The following is an 18,839-nucleotide window of genomic DNA, read 5'->3' on the forward strand; positions in this document are numbered from 1 at the left end:
AAATGGATATAGCAATGCAGCCCAATCCGACACTCGACCAACTTCAGATCTTTGTAACGGTCGCTGATGCCGGCAGCTTCTCGGCCGCCGGCCGCAAGCTCAACCGGGCACAGTCCGTCATCAGCTATGGCATCGCCAATCTCGAGGCGCAGCTTGGGCTGAAACTGTTCGAGCGCGAGGGCACGCGCGAGCCGCAACTGACCGAGATCGGCCGGGCGATGCTGGAGGATGCGCGGCGCATGCTCGGCATGCTGCAGCGCATCCGCTCGCGCGTCGACGGCCATCATCAGGGGCTCGAGGCGGAAGTCGCGCTGTCGGTCGATGCAGCGTTGCCGTCGCCGGTGCTGGTGCGGGTGCTGAAGGCATTCGAGGCGCAGTTTCCCACCGTGATGCTGCGGCTGCATATCGGCACGCTCGGCCTGATCCCCGACCACGTCGTCAGCGGGCAGGCCGACCTTGGCATTGGTGGCCTGCTGGGCGACGTCGACGTGAATCTCGTGCGCATCGGCTTCATGTCGATCGTGCTGGCCGCCGCGCCCAGCCACCCGCTGGCCTTGCTGCCGAAGCCGGTGGCGATCGAGGATGCGCGCGAACACACCCAGCTTGTCGTCACCGACCAGTCGGAGCGCACGAAGGGGCGCGACTTCGGCGTCTTTGCCTACCGCACCTGGCGGCTGACGGATGTGCGCACCAAGCATATGCTGATGCGCGAGGGGCTGGGCTGGGGCGGGCTGCCGCGTTGGCTGATCGCCGACGATTTGGCGAGTGGCCGGCTGGTCGAAATCGACCTCGAATCTTTCAGGGAGGTGACTTCGCCGCTGTTTGCCATGCACCGCAACGATCGCAGCCCAAAACCGGCCGCGGCCTGGCTGATCGATCAGTTCAAGCGCCAACTCGGCTGCTTCAACGAGTTCGAACCGGGCGAGGTGCCTGATGAGGAGCACGAGACAGCCCATCGATCAGCGCTATGAGCACGGTGCGATAATCCTGCGCTGAGGCGCCAGCCTCGATGGCCAGAGCGGCACGGTCGAAGGCAGAGCCGAGCAGCGCGGTCAGCGCCTCCGCCGGCAGTCTCGTCATTGTCTGCGCCCGCATTGCAGCGACCAGCCCTTCGCGCAGTGAGCGGTTGCCATGGCGGTTGTCGATTGCGTCCATGGCGGCGCGGCCGAGCACGGCGGGACCGTCGAGCAGCAGCAGCCGCGTGCGGCCTGGCGCGCGCATGACCGCGAGATAAGCGTCGGAACCGGCAATCAGCGCGTCGCGGGTATCGAGCGAGGGCGGCGAGGCGCGCTCGATTTCGTCAGCCACCACTGCCGCCTCCTGCCCGACCACGGCGGCAAACAGCGCCTGCTTGTCGGCAAAATGGTGGTAGAGCGCGCCGCGCGTGACGCCGGCGGCAGCGACGATCTCCGGCGTGCCGGTCTCGGCATAGGATTTTTCCGTGAACAGCTTTCGCGCCGCGGCAATCAGGTCGCCGCGCGTGGCTTCGGTGCGGTCGCGGTTGGAACGGCGTGCGGCTTCCTGTTGCATACATGCAGCCTGTATGTTAATTCAATTTACATGCAGACTGTATGTTAATCGACGGGAGAAGGAAAGATGAAGACGACAAGCTATTATCCGGTGCTGATGGCCAGCGACGTCGCTGGGGCAGCGGCTTTCTATGTCGAGCATTTCGGCTTCCAGCCGCTGTTTACGAGCGACTGGTACGTGCATCTGCAGTCGGTGGACAACAAACGTGTCAATCTAGGTATCGTCCAGGGAGACCATGAGACCATCCCGGAAGAGGGGCGGGGCCGTACGTCAGGCCTGCTGATCAATTTCGAGGTTCGCGATCCCGATGAAGTTTATGAGCGGCTCGTCGCCGCCGGCCTGCCGATCCTGCGCTCGCTGCGCGACGAGCCCTTCGGCCAGCGCCACTTCATCACCAAAGATCCCAATGGCGTGTTGATCGACGTCATCAAACCGATCCCGCCCAGCCAAGAATTCCTGGTGCAATACAGGGAGGGCGCGGCGGCAGGGACAAACCCGACTGCTCGACTATGAGCGCCGCTACCCGCTTTTCCCGTAAGCTCCGTTGTGTCTATTCAGATCAATTCACGGGCTGCGGATCGGGGAACTTCCATGTGCCATCCAAAACGGCTTCGCGCGGGCGATAGAGACGCACGGTATAGTTCCATCCCTTCATTGTCGGCAGGCAGTTGGGGATTTTGCCATCGCAGCCACCGAACTGAATATCGATCGAACCATCGTCGCCTTTTTTCGACGTCACGTTGTTGAGCGAATAGGCATCGTATCGGTTTTTCTCGTAGTAGCCTTTCGAATCGTAGAGGCTGATCGACCAGAAGCCATCGACTGGTACGTCCTCGACGCCGAGTTTGTAGAGCGTCTTTCCGTCATTCTTCGGTGGGGTGATGTTGAGGTAAGTGGCATCCTTGTCAGGATTGCCTCCCCAACCAGCCGCGCTGCCAACCAAATGACGTACCGGGTCGGTCTCGGCCTTGGAGCCAAATGCCTTGTTGAAATCGGGCATGGTCGTCGCCAGAATGAGAAGGGCATCGCGGACCTTCTTTTGACTGACTTGATCCCACTTGGGGGTTTCGAACTTGCCCGGCCCGCCGGGCTGATCGATCTTGATGGCATCCTGCAAAGCGTGGACCTGATCGACGTCCTTCGGATCGGAGGGATCGACGAATGTCCGGATGGCTATGGCCAGATAGCGTGTGCCCACCTGCTCTTTGGTGAAGGTGCTCGCGCCTCCATAGGACACGGCCGGAACATAATGGTCTTCGTTGATGGCCAGCAGCGACATGAAGCGCTTTCCCACCTCCGGCAGTGTGATTGTGACTGGCCCAGCGTCCAGATCGAAGATCGCCGCCGAATAAAGCGTATCGCGATTCAGTCGTATGACGGTCTGATTGTTGATTGTCGCCGGTTCACGGCGATGCGAGAACTTTCCAAAGCCGCCATCCTTGACGATATTGCTGAAATACAAATCGCTCTCGGCGTGGATGAAATTGTCCACTGTGACGGCTTCGGCGGCCAGAGATGGCCCAGAAGGCATGGTCAGCGACGAAACACCGAGGATAGCGGCAAGAGCAAGGTATCTAGTGTTCATGGCGGGTCCCTTGGTCATCTCTGCGATGGGAGAATGTTCGGTTCTTCCGAACCTTGTGTCTAATTCGCGAGTTCGAAATCGCCCGGCTTCCAGCTCTTGTCGAACCACGGCTGCAACGGCGCATAGAGACGCAGGAGGGAATTCCAGCCCTTGCCGGGCATCGTTTGGACCCAGTTTCCTTCCTGTCCCGACGGAGCCTTTGGAGAGAACCAAATGGTGACCGAACCGTCCGCGTTTTTCCTGATGCCCGGCTGGCTGCTGTCGATCCCGGCGAGCTTCTGATCGGTTTCCAGCATCGACCGCGTCTGGTTGTCATAGGCGGTGAATGACCAGAACTGTCCGACGGGAATGGGAGACGGCAAGGTGATTTTGTATGTCTTGCCGCCGTCGAGATAGGTCCCGGTCGAGTCCCTGGCAGCGAATGCATAGGCCGAGCCGGTGCCAGGTTTTGCATCGGCCATCGCAGGCGTGATGCCCGTCGCCGCGTAGTGGAACATGGTGCGGGCATCGAGCATGCGTTCTCCGTCATTCAGGAACTGGTAGCTGTTGCCGATGAAGCCATTGTTCCATTGACGGTCGGGATAGAACTTCGCGCGCTCGTCTCGCGGTGCAAACACCATCGACCGCGCGGTCGCGTTGCCGACCGCCACCGCGTCGGTCAGAATTGCCTTCATGCGGGCATCGGGCGCGAAAGCCTTGCCCTTCTTGATCCCGATGGATGAGAACAGGCCGACCAGTTCCGGATCGAACGCATCGCCCGGCTCAGTCTGAACGACGTCGTTCAATTCCTCATAGAAATGGAAGTCGTTGGCATGGATCGTGTTGATCTGCTTGCCGGAGATGTTGATGAAGTCATTTTCCGCCGCCTTCTTTTCCAGGGAAAACGGGTAGACACGCGCATGAGCCTTTACGTTCTTGACTGCCGCGGCGATGTCGCCGTTCGTGACGAAAGCCCGGTAGAGAACGAGATTTGTGTTGGTCGGTGATTTCGTGACGAAGTAGCCCTTGGAAGGCAGCTTGCCGGTATAGCCCGGAGGGACGAACAGATATTTTCCACCCTTGCCCCTGTCCGGTCCGATGACGCCGACGTCGGTGACATAGCGGAAATAGGCATCGTCGACGGGTCCAAGTACGCCCGGCGGAATCTGTGCCACCACAGGACCGTCCGTGAGATCGACACAGAAGAAGACGTACACGGTCGTCGTGTTCGCCGTCAGAAACAACGAACGCGCATCAAGGAGATTCTCTGTGATGCCGATGCCCTTGTTCTTTGCTGCCCCGACGTCCGCCAAACCGTGGCAGATTGCATACAGGGACGCGGCCGGCATTCCGGACAGGAAGGCCTCGACGCCCCGCGAAAAGTCGATGTTGTCGTAGACCTTCTGCACCGTCTGCTGGTCGGGGAGGCCGTCGGAAAATTTCAGGGTCCCAATACGGGTTTCCACCGCGTCCGGCGTCTGGATGCTCCGCGGCACTTCAGCCTTGAATTTCGGGCTGGGTGGGTCCTGCGCCAAAGCAGGGGTTGCGGCAACGAGGGACAATATTGCCAGCACTCGCGCCCGATTGATTCCTAGCATCCACGTCTCCCTCAACTATCAGTGGGAGAGTATGGCGCGGCTCGTTGGTGAGGAAGTACGTTACTGTAAAATGTCAGCGTTAATTGGGTAGTGTGCTGACGCAATTCGCCAGGGGACCTCTACGCCCTCTTGCTGGAATTGCTTTGGGGAACGGCCCGGCGGTCCGCCAGGCCGTTTTTCTAGGAATAGTGCCGATCAGCTCGCCCGCGCCACCGGTATCACCGTCACCTGACTGACGCCGGTGCGGCGCACCACCGTGCACAGCGTTTCGTGGCCGATGCGCTCTGCGTCAAGCATGCGCACCAGGTCGTCGACGCCGGTGACCGGGCGGCCGTCGATGGCGGCGATGATGTCGCCCTCCTTGAGGCCGGCCTTAGCCGCCGGACCGTCCTTTTCGACGCTGCGCAGGCGCACGGCGGTGCTGGTCGAGACCTGCGACAACAAGGCGGCGCGGCGCGGCAAACTGGCGGTGTCGGCCGAGACGCCGATGAACGCGCGGCGCACGCGGCCGAAGCGGATGATCTCCGAAATGACGAAATTGGCGGTGTTGGAGGCAACCGCGAAGGCGATGCCTTGCGCGCCATGGATCATGGCGGTGTTGACGCCGATAACCTCGCCGGCCGAGGAGACCAGCGGCCCGCCGGAATTGCCGGGGTTGAGTGCTGCGTCGGTCTGGATGACGTCGTCGATCAGCCGGCCGGTGGAGGCACGCATCGAGCGGCCGAGTGCCGAGACGACGCCCGAGGTAACCGTCCATTCGAAGCCGAGCGGATTGCCGATGGCAATGGCGATCTGGCCGCGCCGCAGCCGCTTGGAATCGCCCAGCGGCGCGACATCGGCAAAGCTGCCGTCGGCGCGCACCAGCGCGATGTCGGTATCGGGGTCGCGGCCAAGCACGCGGCCTTCGCGGGAGGCGCCGTCCGGCATCGACACACGCACCGTCCTGGCGTCGCCGACGACGTGGAAGTTGGTGACGACCAGCCCGTCCGGCGCGATGACGAAGCCGGAGCCGTGGCCGCCCTGGCCGCCGATGCGCTCGATGCGGCAGACGGCCGGGCCGATGCGGTCGACAGCGTCTGCGACCGTCGTCGAATAGGCGTCGAGCAATGTGTCGTCTGGTTCGAATTTGGCGGCGGCGAGGGCCATGGAGGGGCTCCGTGTTATCAAGCTGAATGATGACTATATGTGCGGAGCGGCTGGAACCGCCGCGACCTGACCAGATGGCCAGTCAAACCGGCAACTAGCCGTCAGGCGAGTACCTCTAAGCGCGCTGTCGAGCGATATCTGGGGCATGGATGAACCCAGGAGACCAATATGAGCGATTTCAATCTGAGTGTGTTTTCGGAAGCCGTCGCCGATCTCGCGGCCAAGGCGGCGCCGGCAACGGCGAGTTTCGCCACGCATCACCACCGCACGGCGAGCGCCTTTCATTGGCGCGACGGCTATTTCGTCACCGCCGAAGAGGCTGTCGAGGCCGGCGAGGAGATCGAGCTGACCTTGGCTTCGGGTGAGACGGTGAAGGCCGAGCTTGTCGGCCGCGATCCGTCGACCGGCGTTGCCCTGCTGAAGCCCGCTGACGCGACTAAAGCGCCTGTGCTGGCAAAGGCCGATGCGGTGCGGCCGGGCAACATCGCCATCGCCATTGGCTACAGCGATGGTTCCACTTTGGCAGTCTCTGGTTCGGTCGGTGAAGTCGGTCCGGCCTGGCGCTCGATGCGCGGCGGCACGATCGACCGGCGCATCAATCTTGCCGTGGGTGCCGGCGGCCGTTTCGAGGGCGGCCCAGTGCTTGATGCCAAGGGCGCGCTGATCGGCATGCTGCTGTTCGGGCCGCGCCACCGGGCGCTGGTCATGCCTTACGAGACGATCGAGCGGGCGGTTGCGACCTTGCGCGAAAAGGGCCATGTCGCGCGCGGTTATCTCGGTGCCGGCCTGCATCCAGTGCGCGATCGCGACGCACAGGGCGCGATGGTGATGAGCCTCGATGACGATGGTCCCGCCAAGGCCGCAGGCCTGTCGCTCGGCGACATCATCGTGGCGTGGAACGGTGAGGCCGTGCATGGCCCGCGCGACCTGATCCGCAGGCTCGGACCCGACAGCGCCGGCGCTTCGGTGACGCTTGGCGTCGTGCGCGGCGGCGAACAGCGCGATGTCGCGCTGACGATCGGCGAAAAGCCGCTTTCCTGAGGGGAGTTATGGACACGCTTACCAGCGACCGGATCATGGCTGACGGTGCCGTCTCGCGGCGGCTGGTGGTGCTGATTGCGCTTGGCGATGCAGGGCGCGCCGAGCGCCTGGCGGCCTCGCTGGCCGCCAGCGATGACCTGCTGCCGGTCGTGGCCGGCGCCGCTGACGTCGCCATCGTCGACGACGGGAGCGGTGACGCCGTGCCGGCCTCCATTCCACGGGTGCTGTTATCGGGGCGCGCCAATGGCGAACGGCCTGCGGGCGAGGTGCTGGCCGTTCTGTCCGCGGGCGCGGACGATCTGCTGATCGCCGCGGCGGTGCGGCTGGCCGCCGCCGGCTATCGGGTATCGGGCGATGGCAGAAGCGGGCGCCATGAGGACTTCCACACCGGCGATGGCGGGTCGTTCGAGGACGAAGCCCCCGACGAGCATGCGATCCGCCCGACGCTATCGCCGCGCGAAGCCGAAGTGCTGGCGCTGCTGGCCGAGGGCGCGCCAAACAAGGTGATCGCGCGACGGCTGAACATTTCCGTGCACACGGCCAAGTTCCATGTCGCCGCGATCCTGATCAAGCTCGGCGCCGCCAACCGCACCGATGCGATCGCCATTGCGATGCGGCAAGGGCTGGTGCTGGTTTGAGGCACAAACCCTACGCTGCGTAACTCGGTGTCCAGCGTGTCGGGTCTTGCACTGTGGTCGCCTGCCGCGCAAAGGTTCGCGCCTGCTGTGTTGCAAGGGAGGCGCAAGGAAATGTCGCTCAAGGGAAAGACGCTGTTCATCTCCGGCGGGTCGCGCGGCATCGGGCTGGCAATCGCGCTGCGCGCCGCGCGTGACGGCGCCAATGTGACGATTGCCGCCAAGACCGCGGAGCCGCATCCGAAGCTGCCGGGCACGATCTATAGCGCCGCCGAAGAAATCGAGCAGGCCGGCGGCAAGGCGCTGCCTGTCTTGTGCGACATCCGTGAAGAGTCACAGGTTGCCGAGGCGGTCGCTAGAACCGTGGAAAAGTTCGGCGGCATCGACATCTGCGTCAACAATGCCAGCGCCATCCAGCTTACCGGCACGCTGGAGACCGACATGAAGCGCTACGATCTGATGCATCAGATCAACACGCGCGGCACGTTCCTGGTGTCCAAAATGTGCATTCCACACCTGAAGTTGGCCGCAAATCCTCACATCCTGAATCTGGCGCCGCCGCTCGACATGAAGGCCAAATGGTTCAAGAACCACGTCGCCTACACTATGGCCAAGTTCGGCATGTCGATGTGCACGCTGGGCATGAGCGCCGAGTTCGCCAAGGACGGCATCGCGGTCAATTCGCTGTGGCCGATCTCGACCATCGACACGGCGGCGGTGCGCAATCTGCTCGGCGGCGCGACGGTGGCGGCGATGAGCCGTTCGCCCGACATCATGGCCGATGCCGCACACGCCATCTTCATGCGACCGGCGCGCGAAGCGACCGGTAATTTCTACATCGACGAGGAGGTGCTGCGCGCCGAGGGTATCAGCGATTTTTCGGTGTATGCACCCGGTGCGACCGGGCCGCTGGCCGGCGATTTCTTCGTGCCAGACGAGGTGTTTGCCAATTCTGATACCAAGATCAGGAATACGTTTTAGAGATGCCTGGGATAGTCCATTCGTTGATGCAAAATGCGTACAACATTGATTGATCGATCAGTCATTCGTATAAATAGCACATGAGAGCCTACGGCATATTTCAGCAGGCCGGGGCGAATATTCTCCGCATTTTTAGCCATCGCCGGAAATTGGTCTATTAAATTTATGATTGATCGAATGGTGTAGATATAGGCTTCCGCTCGCTCAAGACCCCATTCTTTCAAGGAATGGTCCCAAATTTGGTCAAGATCTGCTTTCGCTTTCGGCGAGAGCCTGATGGTTCGCTTCATCCGTGCTTCTTTGATCCTAGAAAGGCATCGAAGTCGAACGGCTCTGGATCGCCAGACATATCTCCCTCATCAATGGCAGACCGGAGTTGCTCGAGCTTGAGTTCCTGTTCCTCCAAAAGACGAAGGCCAGCCCGAACGGTCTCGCTTGCCGACCCGAAACGGCCGTTCGCTATTTGCCGCTGGATAAAGGCATCGTATTGATCGCCTAGTGTGATGGAAGTGTTCTTGGGCATGATGAATCTCCAATACCAATAGGTGGTATCAATTTTCCCCAATGCAAACAAGCACGCGCGAGGCTGGCCTTTGCTCATGAGCGCCGAGACGACGAAGGCGAGTTGGATGATGGCCAGCCACATCAACTGGTCGGTCGTGCAGGAGGACGAGTCAAGAACACCTGCAGGAGGTGGATGGACGAGATGGCGACGATGGTCAAGGCGACCTTTGCAAGACAAAACCCCGCCGGAGAGGGGTCCGACGGGGCTCAATGCGTCCCGCTGGAGTCGGGACGGGGCAGGGAACGCCCAGCCCGAATCTGGGGTAGGTGCGCCGTCGATTCAATGAGTCCGGTTGCATACGCGTACAATTCTTGTTGAACCCGGCACGCGATCCACCCCCGGCAGAGCCGGGGATGGATGCTTCTCGTTCCGATTCCGAAAACCAGGTCAGGGTTTTGAAATCATGACCTAATTGTTGCTGGCAACCGGCGCCACCAGCGAGGTGATGCGGCGGATGGCGACGCGCCGGTTCTCGCGGTTTGGCGCCGACGTGTTGACCTTCAGATACTCCTCGCCATAGCCCTGCGTGGTCAGGTTTTCCGGCGGAATGCCGAAGGCGTTGGTCAGAGCCTCCGCCACCGCTTCGGCACGGCGATCGGACAGAGCGAGGTTCGCCTCGGGCGTACCGACAGCATCGGTGTGACCTTCGATCAGGAAAGTCTCGGCCGGGTTCTTCTTCAACAGCTTCTCCATGGCCGTCGCGACGCCCTCGAGCTTCTGCACCTCGGTATCGGAGATGGAGGCCGAGCCGAATTCGAAGTTCAGCGTGTCGAGATCGACGCGACGTGCGATGTCGCGCACGCGGGCCGAGCGCTTGACCTCGTCGATGGAATAGAGACGCTGGACCTTCTCGACGGGCGGCTGTTCGAGGAAGGTGTAGTAGTCGTCCGGATCCTCGACATCCTCGGAGTCCAGAATGTACTCCTCGCGCGGGATTGTGAGCCGCATCGGCGGCAGGTCGTCGCCGGGATCGCGCCAGTCGCTGTCGTCCTCGTAGTGCCGCTCGTCGACATAGCTCAGCACATATTCGTGTCCATCCGGCGCGATGCGCGAACGCTGGATGACGTCGCCATAGCGGTTGCGGATGGTGACGATCTGGACGCCGTTGTCACGCTCGACGATTTCTCGCGTGCGGTCGCCCGACAGATCCTCATAGTAGACGTTCCTGGCGCCGCGGGTCATGCGCGGGGCGTCATTGCTCTGGACGAATGTCTGGTTGTTGAACTGCAGGATGACGCGGTCGCCGAGTTCCCTGACGACGTCGACGCCTTTCGGACGCCGGCGGTCGCGGACGTTCTCATCGGGTGCACGCTCTACGCGCGTGCCCTTTTCCTCCGTCACCGGCGCGATCTTTTCAGGCTGGATTGCCTGTTGGGCCGACCTGTCGTCGGTGGGCGGCGGTCCCTGGTCGACCGGAGCTGGCTTGGGAGCCTGCGCCTGCTCGCCATTCTGCCGCGCGGGCTGGTTGGCCTGCTCTCCATTCGCATTCTCGCCTCCCTGCTGGCCGTTTCTGCCCTTGCGCTTGCGCAGGACATCCTTCTGGCTATCAAGGATGGGAGCTGCATTCTTGTCGGCCGGAGCTTCGCCCTGGGCCGCATTTTCACCTTGGGCCGGCTGTTCGCCGGTCACTGGCTGCCGGCCATTGGTGGGTTGTTCGGCCGTTGACGGCTGTTCTCCAGTAGCCGGCTGCTCTCCCGTCACCGGTTGTTCGATGGCAGGCTTCTTGCCGCGCTTTCTCTTATCCTGAGGCTGTTCGCCCTGGGTGGGCGCCGCCTGCTGCTCAGGCTGAAGCGGTTCGGCCTGCGGAACTGGCTCGCCGGCGGGCGCTTCCCTCTTGGCGGGCGCCTGTTCGGCGGGTGCGGCTTCGATCTGCTGATCCTGCTTGCGCTTCTTGCGCTGGGGCTGCGGGTTGTTGTCGTTTGCCGGGGCGGCCTGCTTGGCGGGTTGTTCGGCCGGCGCCTGTTCGGTCTGCTGCTGCTGGTCGCGCTTCTTCCTGCGCGGCTGCTGTTCCTCGGCCGGTGCGGCCTGTTCGACCGGCGCCTGCTCGGTCTGCTGCTGCTGATCGCGCTTCTTCCTGCGCGGCTGCTGCTCCTCGACCGGTGCGGCCTGTTCGGCCGGCGCCTGCTCGGTCTGCTGCTGATCGCGCTTCTTCCTGCGCGGCTGCTGTTCCTCGGCCGGTGCGGCCTGTTCGGCCGGCGCCTGCTCGATCTGCTGTTTCTGGTCACGCTTCTTCCTGCGCGGCTGCTGTTCCTCGGCCGGTGCGGCCTGTTCTGCCGGCGCCTGTTCGGTCTGCTGCTGCTGGTCACGCTTCTTCCTGCGTGGCTGCTGCTCCTCCGCGGGCTGTTCGCTCTGGGCAGGCGCGGCCTGCTGTTGCGGCTCGGCCCTTTTGCGCTCGGGCTTCTGTTCGGGTTTCGCCTGCTGCCTTTGTGCGCAAGCCTCGGCCGATTCACCCTCGGCGCACGCTGCTTGCGCCAAGATCAACGGCGCCGGCGTGCGCTGGCCGAATGTGGCACTTCCCTGAAGCGGGGACGCGCCCAACGGCGCGGATGCCATCAACAGGCCAAGTGCGGTGCCTGCCAGAATCCGTGGTTGGCGTTTCATCGAAAATTCTCCTTGTGGGGTCCCATCCTTGCCGAAACCGATCTTGCGGCGATTGGTTCCAGTTTGGCTGGGATAGAGGCCGTACGGGGCGCTTGGCCGACCTTTTGAAGGCAACTTCGTGTTTTTTACCCGGCGTTCGCCGCATTCGAGCCGCTGTCGCGCTTGACCTTGCCGGCGACCGGGGCCACATCCCGGGAATGGAAACACCATTCTGGAAAACCAAGGCGCTGGAGGCGATGAGCCCAGCCGAGTGGGAATCGCTCTGCGACGGCTGCGGCAAATGCTGCCTGTCGAAGCTCGAGGACGAGGATACCGGCGAAATCTATTGGACCAGCGTCGGTTGCAGGCTGTTCGACGCGCAAAGCTGCCGCTGTTCGGACTACGCCAACCGGCTGGCGCGCGTTCCCGATTGCGTCGGGCTGACGCCGCAGAATGTGCGCACCATCAGTTGGCTGCCCAGCACCTGCGCCTATCGGCTGGTGGCCGAGGGCCGCGACCTCTACTGGTGGCACCGGCTGGTGTCGGGCAGCGCCGAGACCGTGCATGAAGCCGGCATCTCCATGCGTGGCCGGGTCAAAGCGAGCGAGACCGATCTGGCCGAGCCGGAAGACTATTTTGACTACGTGCTGGACGAGGAGCCGTAGGGCTGGCGCCGGAAGGACGAGCCAGCGACTGGCGTCGAAATCCCAAGCTCGCTGGTTGGACCCGGTCAGGCGTTTTGGCGTTCAGCACGTGTTGTGGACGATGGCGAACGGCCGGCAATTTCCTTTTTCCCGCCACATGAACCAGAGATGAACGGCGGGTTCGTAAAGAGTTCAGACAGGCAAGTGCATTCTCCCCCCATCGGTTCACGAGGACGGGCGAAAGCCCGCAAAAAGGAGAGAAGACGATGTTCAGCACGATCAAGACGGCAGCCCTTTCGGCCCTGGTTGGCCTCGGCACGCTGACGGCCATCCCCGCTCACGCCGACAGCCTCTATCTCGGCTTCGGCAACAACAACGATCCGCGTTTCGGCGTCTATACCGGCGACGACGGCTATCGTCATCGCCGTGATGAGCGTCGCGACGGCTGGCGCCGTGGCTGTTCGCCGGACCGCGCTTTGGACAAAGCCGAACGCATGGGTCTCCATCGTGTCCGCATCGTCGACGTCAACCGTCGTGTGGTGAAGGTGATGGGCCGCCAGGATGGCGATCGCGTCGTGGTCGTGTTCGCCAATGAGCGCGGCTGCCCGGTTATCTATCGCTGATATCCAGGGCTGACTTTCAGAGTTCGGTAGCGGCATGATCCTCCGCGAGGATCAGCCGGGAGACACGACCTTCTGTGAAGGTCGGTGCGGCATGATCCTCCGCGAGGATCAGCCGGGCGACACGATCTTCTGCGAAGATCGGTCTGGACTAGCCGAGCCCTTTCCATCTGAAGGGTGTGGCTCGAAAAAACCCCGCGGGAGCAATCCCGCGGGGTTTTTCATGCACGCCGTTGGCTGGTGACTGCATCCGTGGCCGAGCAGGGCTCGGCCACGGATCGTTCACTGCCGGTTACTTCAGTTCGAAGGTGACGGTGACCTGGACATTATAGGAATTCTCGCCGGCCTGCACGGGAGCCGCGGCACCGGCCGCGGCGTCGAAGGCCTTGGCGTTGATCGGCATTGGCGCTGGCGCGATGTTCTGGTCTGATATTTCGAGCACCCGGCCGAGGCTGACGCCGGCGGCCTGGGCCAGCGTCTTGGCCTTGGTCATGGCGTTGGCAACCGCCTTCTTGCGCGCCTCGGTGACCGTGGCGGCCGGGTTGTCATTGGTGAAGGCGATGCCGCCACCTTGGTTGACGCCAAGCGACACCGCCTTGTCGAGGATTTCGCCCGTCTTGTCGACATCGCGCACCCGCACCGAAAGCGTGTTGGTTACCTGATAGGCGACGAGTTCGGCTTCCTGGCTGCCGTCCGGCTTGTTGGTGTAGTTGTAGCGCGGGTTGATCTGGATGCCGGCTGTCTGCAGGTCGCGGTCCTTGATGTCGGCAGACTTCATCGCCGCGATCACCGCGGCCATTGCGTCATTGTTGGCATCGAGCGCCCCGCGCGCGGTCTTGGCCTCGCGCATGACGCTCAGCGTCAGGACCGCCAGATCGGGGGCTACGGTTGCCTCGCCTTCGCCCGACACGATGATGCGGGGCGGCGTCGGCAGATCGGTGGCTCCAGCCATCGCCGGAAAAGCGATTGCAGCGGCGAGCGCGAGAGGCAAAAGATGTCTGGTCATGAAAATCTCCTTGGTCTGCGATCAAGTCGCAGGAGGTCGCGTAGAGCGCGATTATGGGTTGATTTGGGCGATCTGCGGAAGCCCGTCGGGAAAGCCTTGTGCCGCGATGCGAAAAACATTAATCCAGCCCGCGTGGGGCCTGTAGCTCAATGGTTAGAGCCGGCGGCTCATAACCGCTTGGTTGGGGGTTCGAGTCCCTCCGGGCCCACCAACTTGTTACAAATCAGTGGCTACGCTTAATTCTTTGAGTCTGAATTGAGCGCCATCGGGTAAATCTGTGACTTTTGAGTGAAATGGTTTTGGGCCTGTTCGTCGATTTTCTCCGTTTCGTTGATAGCACCGTCACACGTAGCTCAACACTTCAGGCTTCGAAAGACCCTGCAACGAAGCGTGCGGCAATCGGCGGCAACGACGTGCAATTAGGCGAGTTGTGATTTCGGCGGTGCCCGCCCTCCGGTGCCAGGACTGGCCGCTGATGGCCAAGATCATCGAGGAAATTTCGTGCTTAGATCGCCCCCGCCCGCTTGAGATCATCATACTCGAAGGCGCAGGCGAGAGAGATCATCCCGCCTTTTGCGGAAAAGGAGCCATCGTTGCGTGGATGTCCTCAGTTGCTCCTTCAGGCTGCGCGGGCGAAGCGATTGACCTTGAAGTCATCGAGCGGCGTTTCGCAGCGGTCGGTCGTGATGAGTTCGGCCATCGCGTCGCCCACGCCGGGGCCAAGCTGGAAGCCGTGTCCGCTGAAGCCGAAGGCGTGGAACAGGCCTGGCGTCGTCGCCGAGCGTCCCATGACCGGCAGCATGTCGCGCACATAGCCCTCGCAGCCTGACCATGTGCGGATGACCGCGACCTGTGCGATTGCCGGCAACAGCCGCGCGACGGCGCGCAATTGCAACGGAAGGCGCATGGGATCGGCGACCGCATGGCCTGGATCGAGGTTCACAGATACCCTTTCGGCAGCGCCGCCGAAGACGATATTGCCCCGCTCGACCTGGCGCAGATAGGCGCCATGGTCCTTGTCGCGCGTCCAGATGCCGACCACCGGCAAGATCCGATGCGGCAGCGGCTCGGTCACACCCATCTGCGGACCGCGGGCGTCGAGCGGGACCTCGTCGCCGAACTGCGCGGCGATGCGCGCGCCCCAAGCGCCGGCGGTGTTGAGCAGGCACTCTGCGGCGAACGTGCCCTTTGAAGTGACGACACGGAAACCGGAGTCCGTCCGCTCGATCTGTTCGACCCTGGCGTCCTCGGCGATCACCGCGCCAAGCCTGCGGGCCGCCTCGGCAAAGGCGGGCGTGATCAACCGCGGGTTGCCGCTGCCGTCCTCCGGTGAGAACGACGCCGCGATCGCATCGGGACCGAGGCCAGAAAACCGGGAACGGAGTTCGCGTGGGCCGATTTCTTCCAGCTCGAGCCCCCAGGGCCGCGCGGCTTGGGCATAGGCCCGCATGTCGGCAAGGCTTCCTTCATCGAAGATCAGCCGGATATGGCCGGAGGCGCGGAACTCGACATCGCGGCCGAGCATCTTCTCGGCCTCGGCCCATAGCTGCAGCGAGCGGTGGGCCAGCGGAAGCTGGGACAGATGACGCCCCGTGCGCCGGATGTTGCCGAAGGAGGCGACTGTCGCTCCGGTGCCAACCCGGTTGCGCTCGATCAGCGTCACGCGCGCGCCGCGCCGGGCGAGGAAATAGGCCGAAGCCGTCCCCATCAGTCCGCCGCCCAGCACGATCACATCCATGGCCATTCCTTGTGCGAAGCGGATAATCCCTGAAGATGCCGATCTTGTCGGCACCGCTTCATTGCGTCAAAGATGGGTTTGGACAACAGCCATAAGTTTAACCTATGGAGTGGCAATGCGGGCTCGTCAGCTCGAAGTGTTCATCGCCGTGATGCGCGCGGGCACCGTGACCGCCGCGGCGCGGATGCTGAACATCTCCCAGCCTGCGCTCAGCCAGATCCTGCTCCACACCGAGGACGAACTCGGTTTCACGCTGTTCGAGCGGGTAAAGGGCCGGCTGCGGCCGACCCCGGAGGCGCTTGAGATCTTTGCCGACGCCGAGAGGCTGTCGGCGGGGCTGGAGGGTTTGCGCCGCAAGACCACCGACTTGCGTTTGGGCCGAACGGGGCTGGTGCGGGTCGCGGCCTCGCCGCCGCCGGCCATGGCGATCTTGCCGCGCGCTTTTACCAGCTTCCGGGCGCAGCATCCCGACATTTTGCTGCGCTCCCACATGGCGCCGATCGCCGCGATCATCGACATGCTGCGCGCTGGCGATGCCAGCCTTGGCGTGGCCATGGACGACCGCCTGCCTCCCGACATCGAGGCGGAAGTGGTCGGCAGCGTCGGCTTTGCTTGCCTGCTGCCCGCCGGGCATGAATTGGCCGGGAATATCGAGCTGACGCTCGCCGATCTCGCCGGCGAGGACTTGATATCCTATCGCGGCAACACCCGCCCCGCCGACGAGTTGGCCCACGCGGCGCGCGCGCAGGGCGTGGCGCTTTCGCCGTCGCTCGAGATCGATGTCTCTATCTCGGCAGTCGGCTTCGTCCAGGCCGGCCTGGGCATCGCGCTCGTCGACGCACTGCTGCCCTGGCATCAGTTTGCCGGGCTTGCCGTCCGGCCGCTCGCGAATGGGCCGGAATTTCCGATCGCGCTGCTGACATCGCGCACACGGGCTCTTTCGCGGGCCGATGAGATGATGCGCGACCAGATCCGTGCCGCCTGTTCCGTCGTGCTGGGCGGGGACAAGGCAAGGGCATAAGCAAGACTTATATCGTTCCTCGTCATACGTCTTGGACCCTGGCCATCCTGTCGTGTCAGCTTAGGTTGGCAAACAGGAAGGGACGTACCATGGATGGTACCATCGCGGCGGACGAGGCGCGGAACGGAGCCGACTGGAAGGTCGGCGTCGATATTGGCGGGACATTTATCGATTTCTGCGCGCTGGAAGCAAATTCCGGGCGGGTCGCCTCGCTGAAAGTGCTGACGACGCCGGAAGATCCGGGTGCTGAGTTGATGACGGGCCTCACGCTTCTGGCCGAACGCGAAGGCTTCGATCCTGCCCGCATGACGCGTTTCGTGCATGGCACGACTGTCGGCATCAACACCATCATCCAGCGCAAGGGCGCGCCGCTGGCGCTGTTCACCAATGCCGGCTTCGAGGACGTGATCGAGCTGGCGCGGTTGCGCATGCCGGACATGTATTCGCTGTTTTGCGCGCGGCCGGATCCGTTGATCTCGCGCGACATGGTTTTCGGCATCCCGGCTCGCATGCGTGCCGATGGAAGCGAATCCCAGGCACCGGATATGGCAGCCGTGGAGAGCGCGGTCGCGGCAGCCAAAACAAACGGCGCGCTAGGCATCATCGTCTGTTTCCTCCATGCCTGGCGCAACGCTGCGCAGGAAGCCTCGGTCAAGGCGGCGATCGCGCGTCTTGCGCCTGATCTGTTCGTCTTCTCTTCGGCCGAGGTGTGGCCGGTTATTCGCGAGTATGAGCGCAGCTCGACCGCCATCCTCAACGGCTATGTCCATCCGCGCGTCTCAGGTTATCTGACGGCGCTGGAAGAGCGGCTGAAGGACCGCGGCGTGCCGGCCCGCCCGATGCTGACAAAGTCGAATGGCGGGCTGATGAACGCTGCCGAAGGCAAGCGCGCCTGCGTGAACATGCTTTTGTCGGGAACGGCCTCCGGCGTCATCGGCGCCTCGTGGCTGGCGCGCCAGGCCGGAGAGCACAGGATCCTTACCCTCGACATTGGCGGGACCTCGGCCGACTTCGCGCTCATCATCGACGGCGAGCCGCAATTCGGGACAGGTGAGCTGATCGGCGAATTTCCGCTCCATATCCCCTCCGTGTCGGTGAGTTCGATCGGTGTCGGCGGCGGCTCGATCGCTACTGTCGACGCGCAAGGGGTGCTGCGGGTCGGGCCGGAATCCGCCGGTTCCACGCCAGGGCCGGCCTGCTATGGCCGTGGCGGCAGGCACGCGACGGTGACGGACGCCATGGTGGTGTGCGGATGGCTTGGTCACAGCGAGATGGCCTATGGCCAGCTGCGGATCGATACCCAACTGGCGCAGCGCGCGGTCGGTGACCTTGCCGCCCGGCTCGGCCGGCCGGTCGAGCAGACGGCGCAGGCGATCCTCGATATTGCCGTGTCGGAAATGTTCGTCGAGGTCGAGAAGCTCGCCTCGCGCGCCGGCGTGGACTTGCGCGATTTCACGCTGATGCCTTTCGGCGGCGGCGGGCCGATGCTCGGCGCCTTCCTTGCCCGCGAGCTCGGCATGAAGCACGTCATGGCGCCTCGCCGCCCCGGCGTGGTGTCGGCGCTGGGCGGGCTGGTGGCGGATCTGCGCGGAGACTTCATTCGCACCATCTTCAGCCCGCTGTCGGGCGCGTCGCTCCCGGCAATTCACGAGGTTTTCGAGACTCTCGCCCAGGAGGGCCGCGATTGGCTCGCGGAGCAGGGCCACGATGCGTCGGCGGAGCTCAACCTCTCCTGCGATATGCGTTATGTCGGGCAGAGTTACGAGATCGAAGTCGTCCTTCTGCCGGAGTGGCTGATGGACAGCAATTTGGCCGCCATCGAGCAGGCCTTCCACCTCTCCCATCAGCAGCTCTACGATTTCCACGACCCGGACGGCGAGATCGAGCTTGTGAACGTTCGGCTGTCCGCCATAGGCGCCGGGCCGAAACTCTCGCTTCCGCAGACCGAAGAAGTGGATGTTGCGGCCATCCCCGCGCGCCGGCTCCCGGTCTATACCGGCTTGAACGTCGAAACCGTCGACCTGCACGACCGCCAGACCCTCGTGTCGGGCAGCACGTTCCACGGGCCTGCCGTGGTCGTTCAGGAAGACACTACCTTGGCCATTCCCGCTGGAGCGCAGGCACGGGTCGACCGCCATCTCAACCTTCTGCTGACCTTCGCGGAGTGACG

General features: G+C 63.2%; 18 protein-coding genes and 1 tRNA gene. 10 read left to right on the forward strand and 9 right to left on the reverse strand.

Going from position 1 to position 18,839, the window contains the following annotated elements; genetic code table 11:
* Positions 1-14: 14 nt before the first annotated feature.
* Positions 15-971 carry a LysR family transcriptional regulator gene (locus ACSQ3L_RS12495; protein ID WP_436160223.1) on the forward strand — a complete coding sequence of 319 codons (957 nt, stop codon included), beginning with the start codon at positions 15-17 and terminating at the stop codon, positions 969-971.
* Here the strand turns inward: ACSQ3L_RS12495 and ACSQ3L_RS12500 are convergent.
* Positions 904-1,530 carry a TetR/AcrR family transcriptional regulator gene (locus tag ACSQ3L_RS12500; protein WP_436160224.1) on the reverse strand — a complete coding sequence of 209 codons (627 nt, stop codon included), beginning with the start codon at positions 1,528-1,530 and terminating at the stop codon, positions 904-906. The genes ACSQ3L_RS12495 and ACSQ3L_RS12500 overlap by 68 nt on opposite strands.
* Before the next feature lie 66 nt (positions 1,531-1,596).
* Between ACSQ3L_RS12500 and ACSQ3L_RS12505 the strand changes: the two genes are divergently transcribed.
* Positions 1,597-2,043 carry a VOC family protein gene (locus tag ACSQ3L_RS12505; protein WP_436160225.1) on the forward strand — a complete coding sequence of 149 codons (447 nt, stop codon included), beginning with the start codon at positions 1,597-1,599 and terminating at the stop codon, positions 2,041-2,043.
* Positions 2,044-2,089: 46 nt separating this feature from the next.
* On the opposite strand, the gene ACSQ3L_RS12510 is transcribed toward ACSQ3L_RS12505, so the two are convergent.
* The 3 genes from ACSQ3L_RS12510 to ACSQ3L_RS12520 form a co-directional block, all read right to left on the reverse strand.
* Complete coding sequence (locus ACSQ3L_RS12510) at positions 2,090-3,115, reverse strand: DUF1254 domain-containing protein (protein ID WP_436160226.1); 1,026 nt, start codon at positions 3,113-3,115, stop codon at positions 2,090-2,092.
* 59 nt (positions 3,116-3,174) lie between these two features.
* Positions 3,175-4,692 (reverse strand): DUF1254 domain-containing protein, encoded by a 1,518-nt coding sequence (locus tag ACSQ3L_RS12515; protein ID WP_436160227.1) that lies wholly within the window; start codon positions 4,690-4,692, stop codon positions 3,175-3,177.
* Positions 4,693-4,887: 195 nt separating this feature from the next.
* Positions 4,888-5,838 carry a S1C family serine protease gene (locus tag ACSQ3L_RS12520; protein ID WP_436160228.1) on the reverse strand — a complete coding sequence of 317 codons (951 nt, stop codon included), beginning with the start codon at positions 5,836-5,838 and terminating at the stop codon, positions 4,888-4,890.
* A gap of 168 nt (positions 5,839-6,006) precedes the next feature.
* Between ACSQ3L_RS12520 and ACSQ3L_RS12525 the strand changes: the two genes are divergently transcribed.
* The 3 genes from ACSQ3L_RS12525 to ACSQ3L_RS12535 all read left to right on the forward strand — a co-directional run bounded on the left by ACSQ3L_RS12525 (position 6,007) and on the right by ACSQ3L_RS12535 (position 8,495).
* Positions 6,007-6,879 carry a S1C family serine protease gene (locus ACSQ3L_RS12525; protein ID WP_436160229.1) on the forward strand — a complete coding sequence of 291 codons (873 nt, stop codon included), beginning with the start codon at positions 6,007-6,009 and terminating at the stop codon, positions 6,877-6,879.
* An 8-nt stretch (positions 6,880-6,887) separates the two neighbouring features.
* A complete protein-coding gene (locus tag ACSQ3L_RS12530) occupies positions 6,888-7,517 on the forward strand; it encodes a response regulator transcription factor (protein ID WP_436160230.1) in 630 nt (209 codons plus the stop codon).
* 111 nt (positions 7,518-7,628) lie between these two features.
* Positions 7,629-8,495 (forward strand): SDR family oxidoreductase, encoded by an 867-nt coding sequence (locus ACSQ3L_RS12535; RefSeq protein ID WP_436160231.1) that lies wholly within the window; start codon positions 7,629-7,631, stop codon positions 8,493-8,495.
* Here the strand turns inward: ACSQ3L_RS12535 and ACSQ3L_RS12540 are convergent.
* The 3 genes from ACSQ3L_RS12540 to ACSQ3L_RS12550 form a co-directional block, all read right to left on the reverse strand.
* On the reverse strand, positions 8,492-8,785 hold the full coding sequence (locus ACSQ3L_RS12540) for a type II toxin-antitoxin system RelE/ParE family toxin (RefSeq protein WP_436160232.1): 294 nt from the start codon (positions 8,783-8,785) through the stop codon (positions 8,492-8,494). The two genes, ACSQ3L_RS12535 and ACSQ3L_RS12540, sit on opposite strands and share 4 nt — an antisense overlap.
* Positions 8,782-9,018, reverse strand: a complete 237-nt coding sequence (locus ACSQ3L_RS12545; protein ID WP_436163418.1) for a type II toxin-antitoxin system ParD family antitoxin — start codon at positions 9,016-9,018, stop codon at positions 8,782-8,784. Before ACSQ3L_RS12545 ends, ACSQ3L_RS12540 begins: the two co-directional genes overlap by 4 nt.
* 450 nt (positions 9,019-9,468) lie before the next feature.
* Positions 9,469-11,661, reverse strand: coding sequence for an OmpA family protein (locus tag ACSQ3L_RS12550; RefSeq protein ID WP_436160233.1), 2,193 nt, complete (start codon positions 11,659-11,661; stop codon positions 9,469-9,471).
* A gap of 197 nt (positions 11,662-11,858) precedes the next feature.
* Here ACSQ3L_RS12550 and ACSQ3L_RS12555 point away from each other — a divergent pair, with 197 nt between their 5' ends.
* Both ACSQ3L_RS12555 and ACSQ3L_RS12560 read left to right on the forward strand, forming a co-directional pair.
* Positions 11,859-12,305 carry a YcgN family cysteine cluster protein gene (locus ACSQ3L_RS12555; RefSeq protein WP_436160234.1) on the forward strand — a complete coding sequence of 149 codons (447 nt, stop codon included), beginning with the start codon at positions 11,859-11,861 and terminating at the stop codon, positions 12,303-12,305.
* Between the two features lie 245 nt (positions 12,306-12,550).
* Positions 12,551-12,907 (forward strand): hypothetical protein, encoded by a 357-nt coding sequence (locus tag ACSQ3L_RS12560; RefSeq protein ID WP_436160235.1) that lies wholly within the window; start codon positions 12,551-12,553, stop codon positions 12,905-12,907.
* A gap of 289 nt (positions 12,908-13,196) precedes the next feature.
* On the opposite strand, the gene ACSQ3L_RS12565 is transcribed toward ACSQ3L_RS12560, so the two are convergent.
* Complete coding sequence (locus tag ACSQ3L_RS12565) at positions 13,197-13,910, reverse strand: SIMPL domain-containing protein (RefSeq protein WP_436160236.1); 714 nt, start codon at positions 13,908-13,910, stop codon at positions 13,197-13,199.
* 135 nt (positions 13,911-14,045) lie between these two features.
* Here ACSQ3L_RS12565 and ACSQ3L_RS12570 point away from each other — a divergent pair.
* Positions 14,046-14,121, forward strand: a tRNA-Ile gene (locus ACSQ3L_RS12570).
* 408 nt (positions 14,122-14,529) lie between these two features.
* Here ACSQ3L_RS12570 and ACSQ3L_RS12575 read toward each other — a convergent pair.
* Positions 14,530-15,648, reverse strand: a complete 1,119-nt coding sequence (locus tag ACSQ3L_RS12575; RefSeq protein ID WP_436160237.1) for an NAD(P)/FAD-dependent oxidoreductase — start codon at positions 15,646-15,648, stop codon at positions 14,530-14,532.
* 115 nt (positions 15,649-15,763) lie between these two features.
* On the opposite strand from ACSQ3L_RS12575, the gene ACSQ3L_RS12580 reads away from it, so the two are divergent.
* Both ACSQ3L_RS12580 and ACSQ3L_RS12585 read left to right on the forward strand, forming a co-directional pair.
* Positions 15,764-16,669 (forward strand): LysR family transcriptional regulator, encoded by a 906-nt coding sequence (locus ACSQ3L_RS12580; RefSeq protein WP_436160238.1) that lies wholly within the window; start codon positions 15,764-15,766, stop codon positions 16,667-16,669.
* 89 nt (positions 16,670-16,758) lie between these two features.
* Entirely contained in the window at positions 16,759-18,837 is a 2,079-nt protein-coding gene (locus ACSQ3L_RS12585; protein WP_436160239.1) for a hydantoinase/oxoprolinase family protein, read from the forward strand.
* Positions 18,838-18,839: the final 2 nt, after the last annotated feature.

This window comes from Mesorhizobium sp. LjRoot246, assembly GCF_964254115.1.
Taxonomy (GTDB): domain Bacteria; phylum Pseudomonadota; class Alphaproteobacteria; order Rhizobiales; family Rhizobiaceae; genus Mesorhizobium.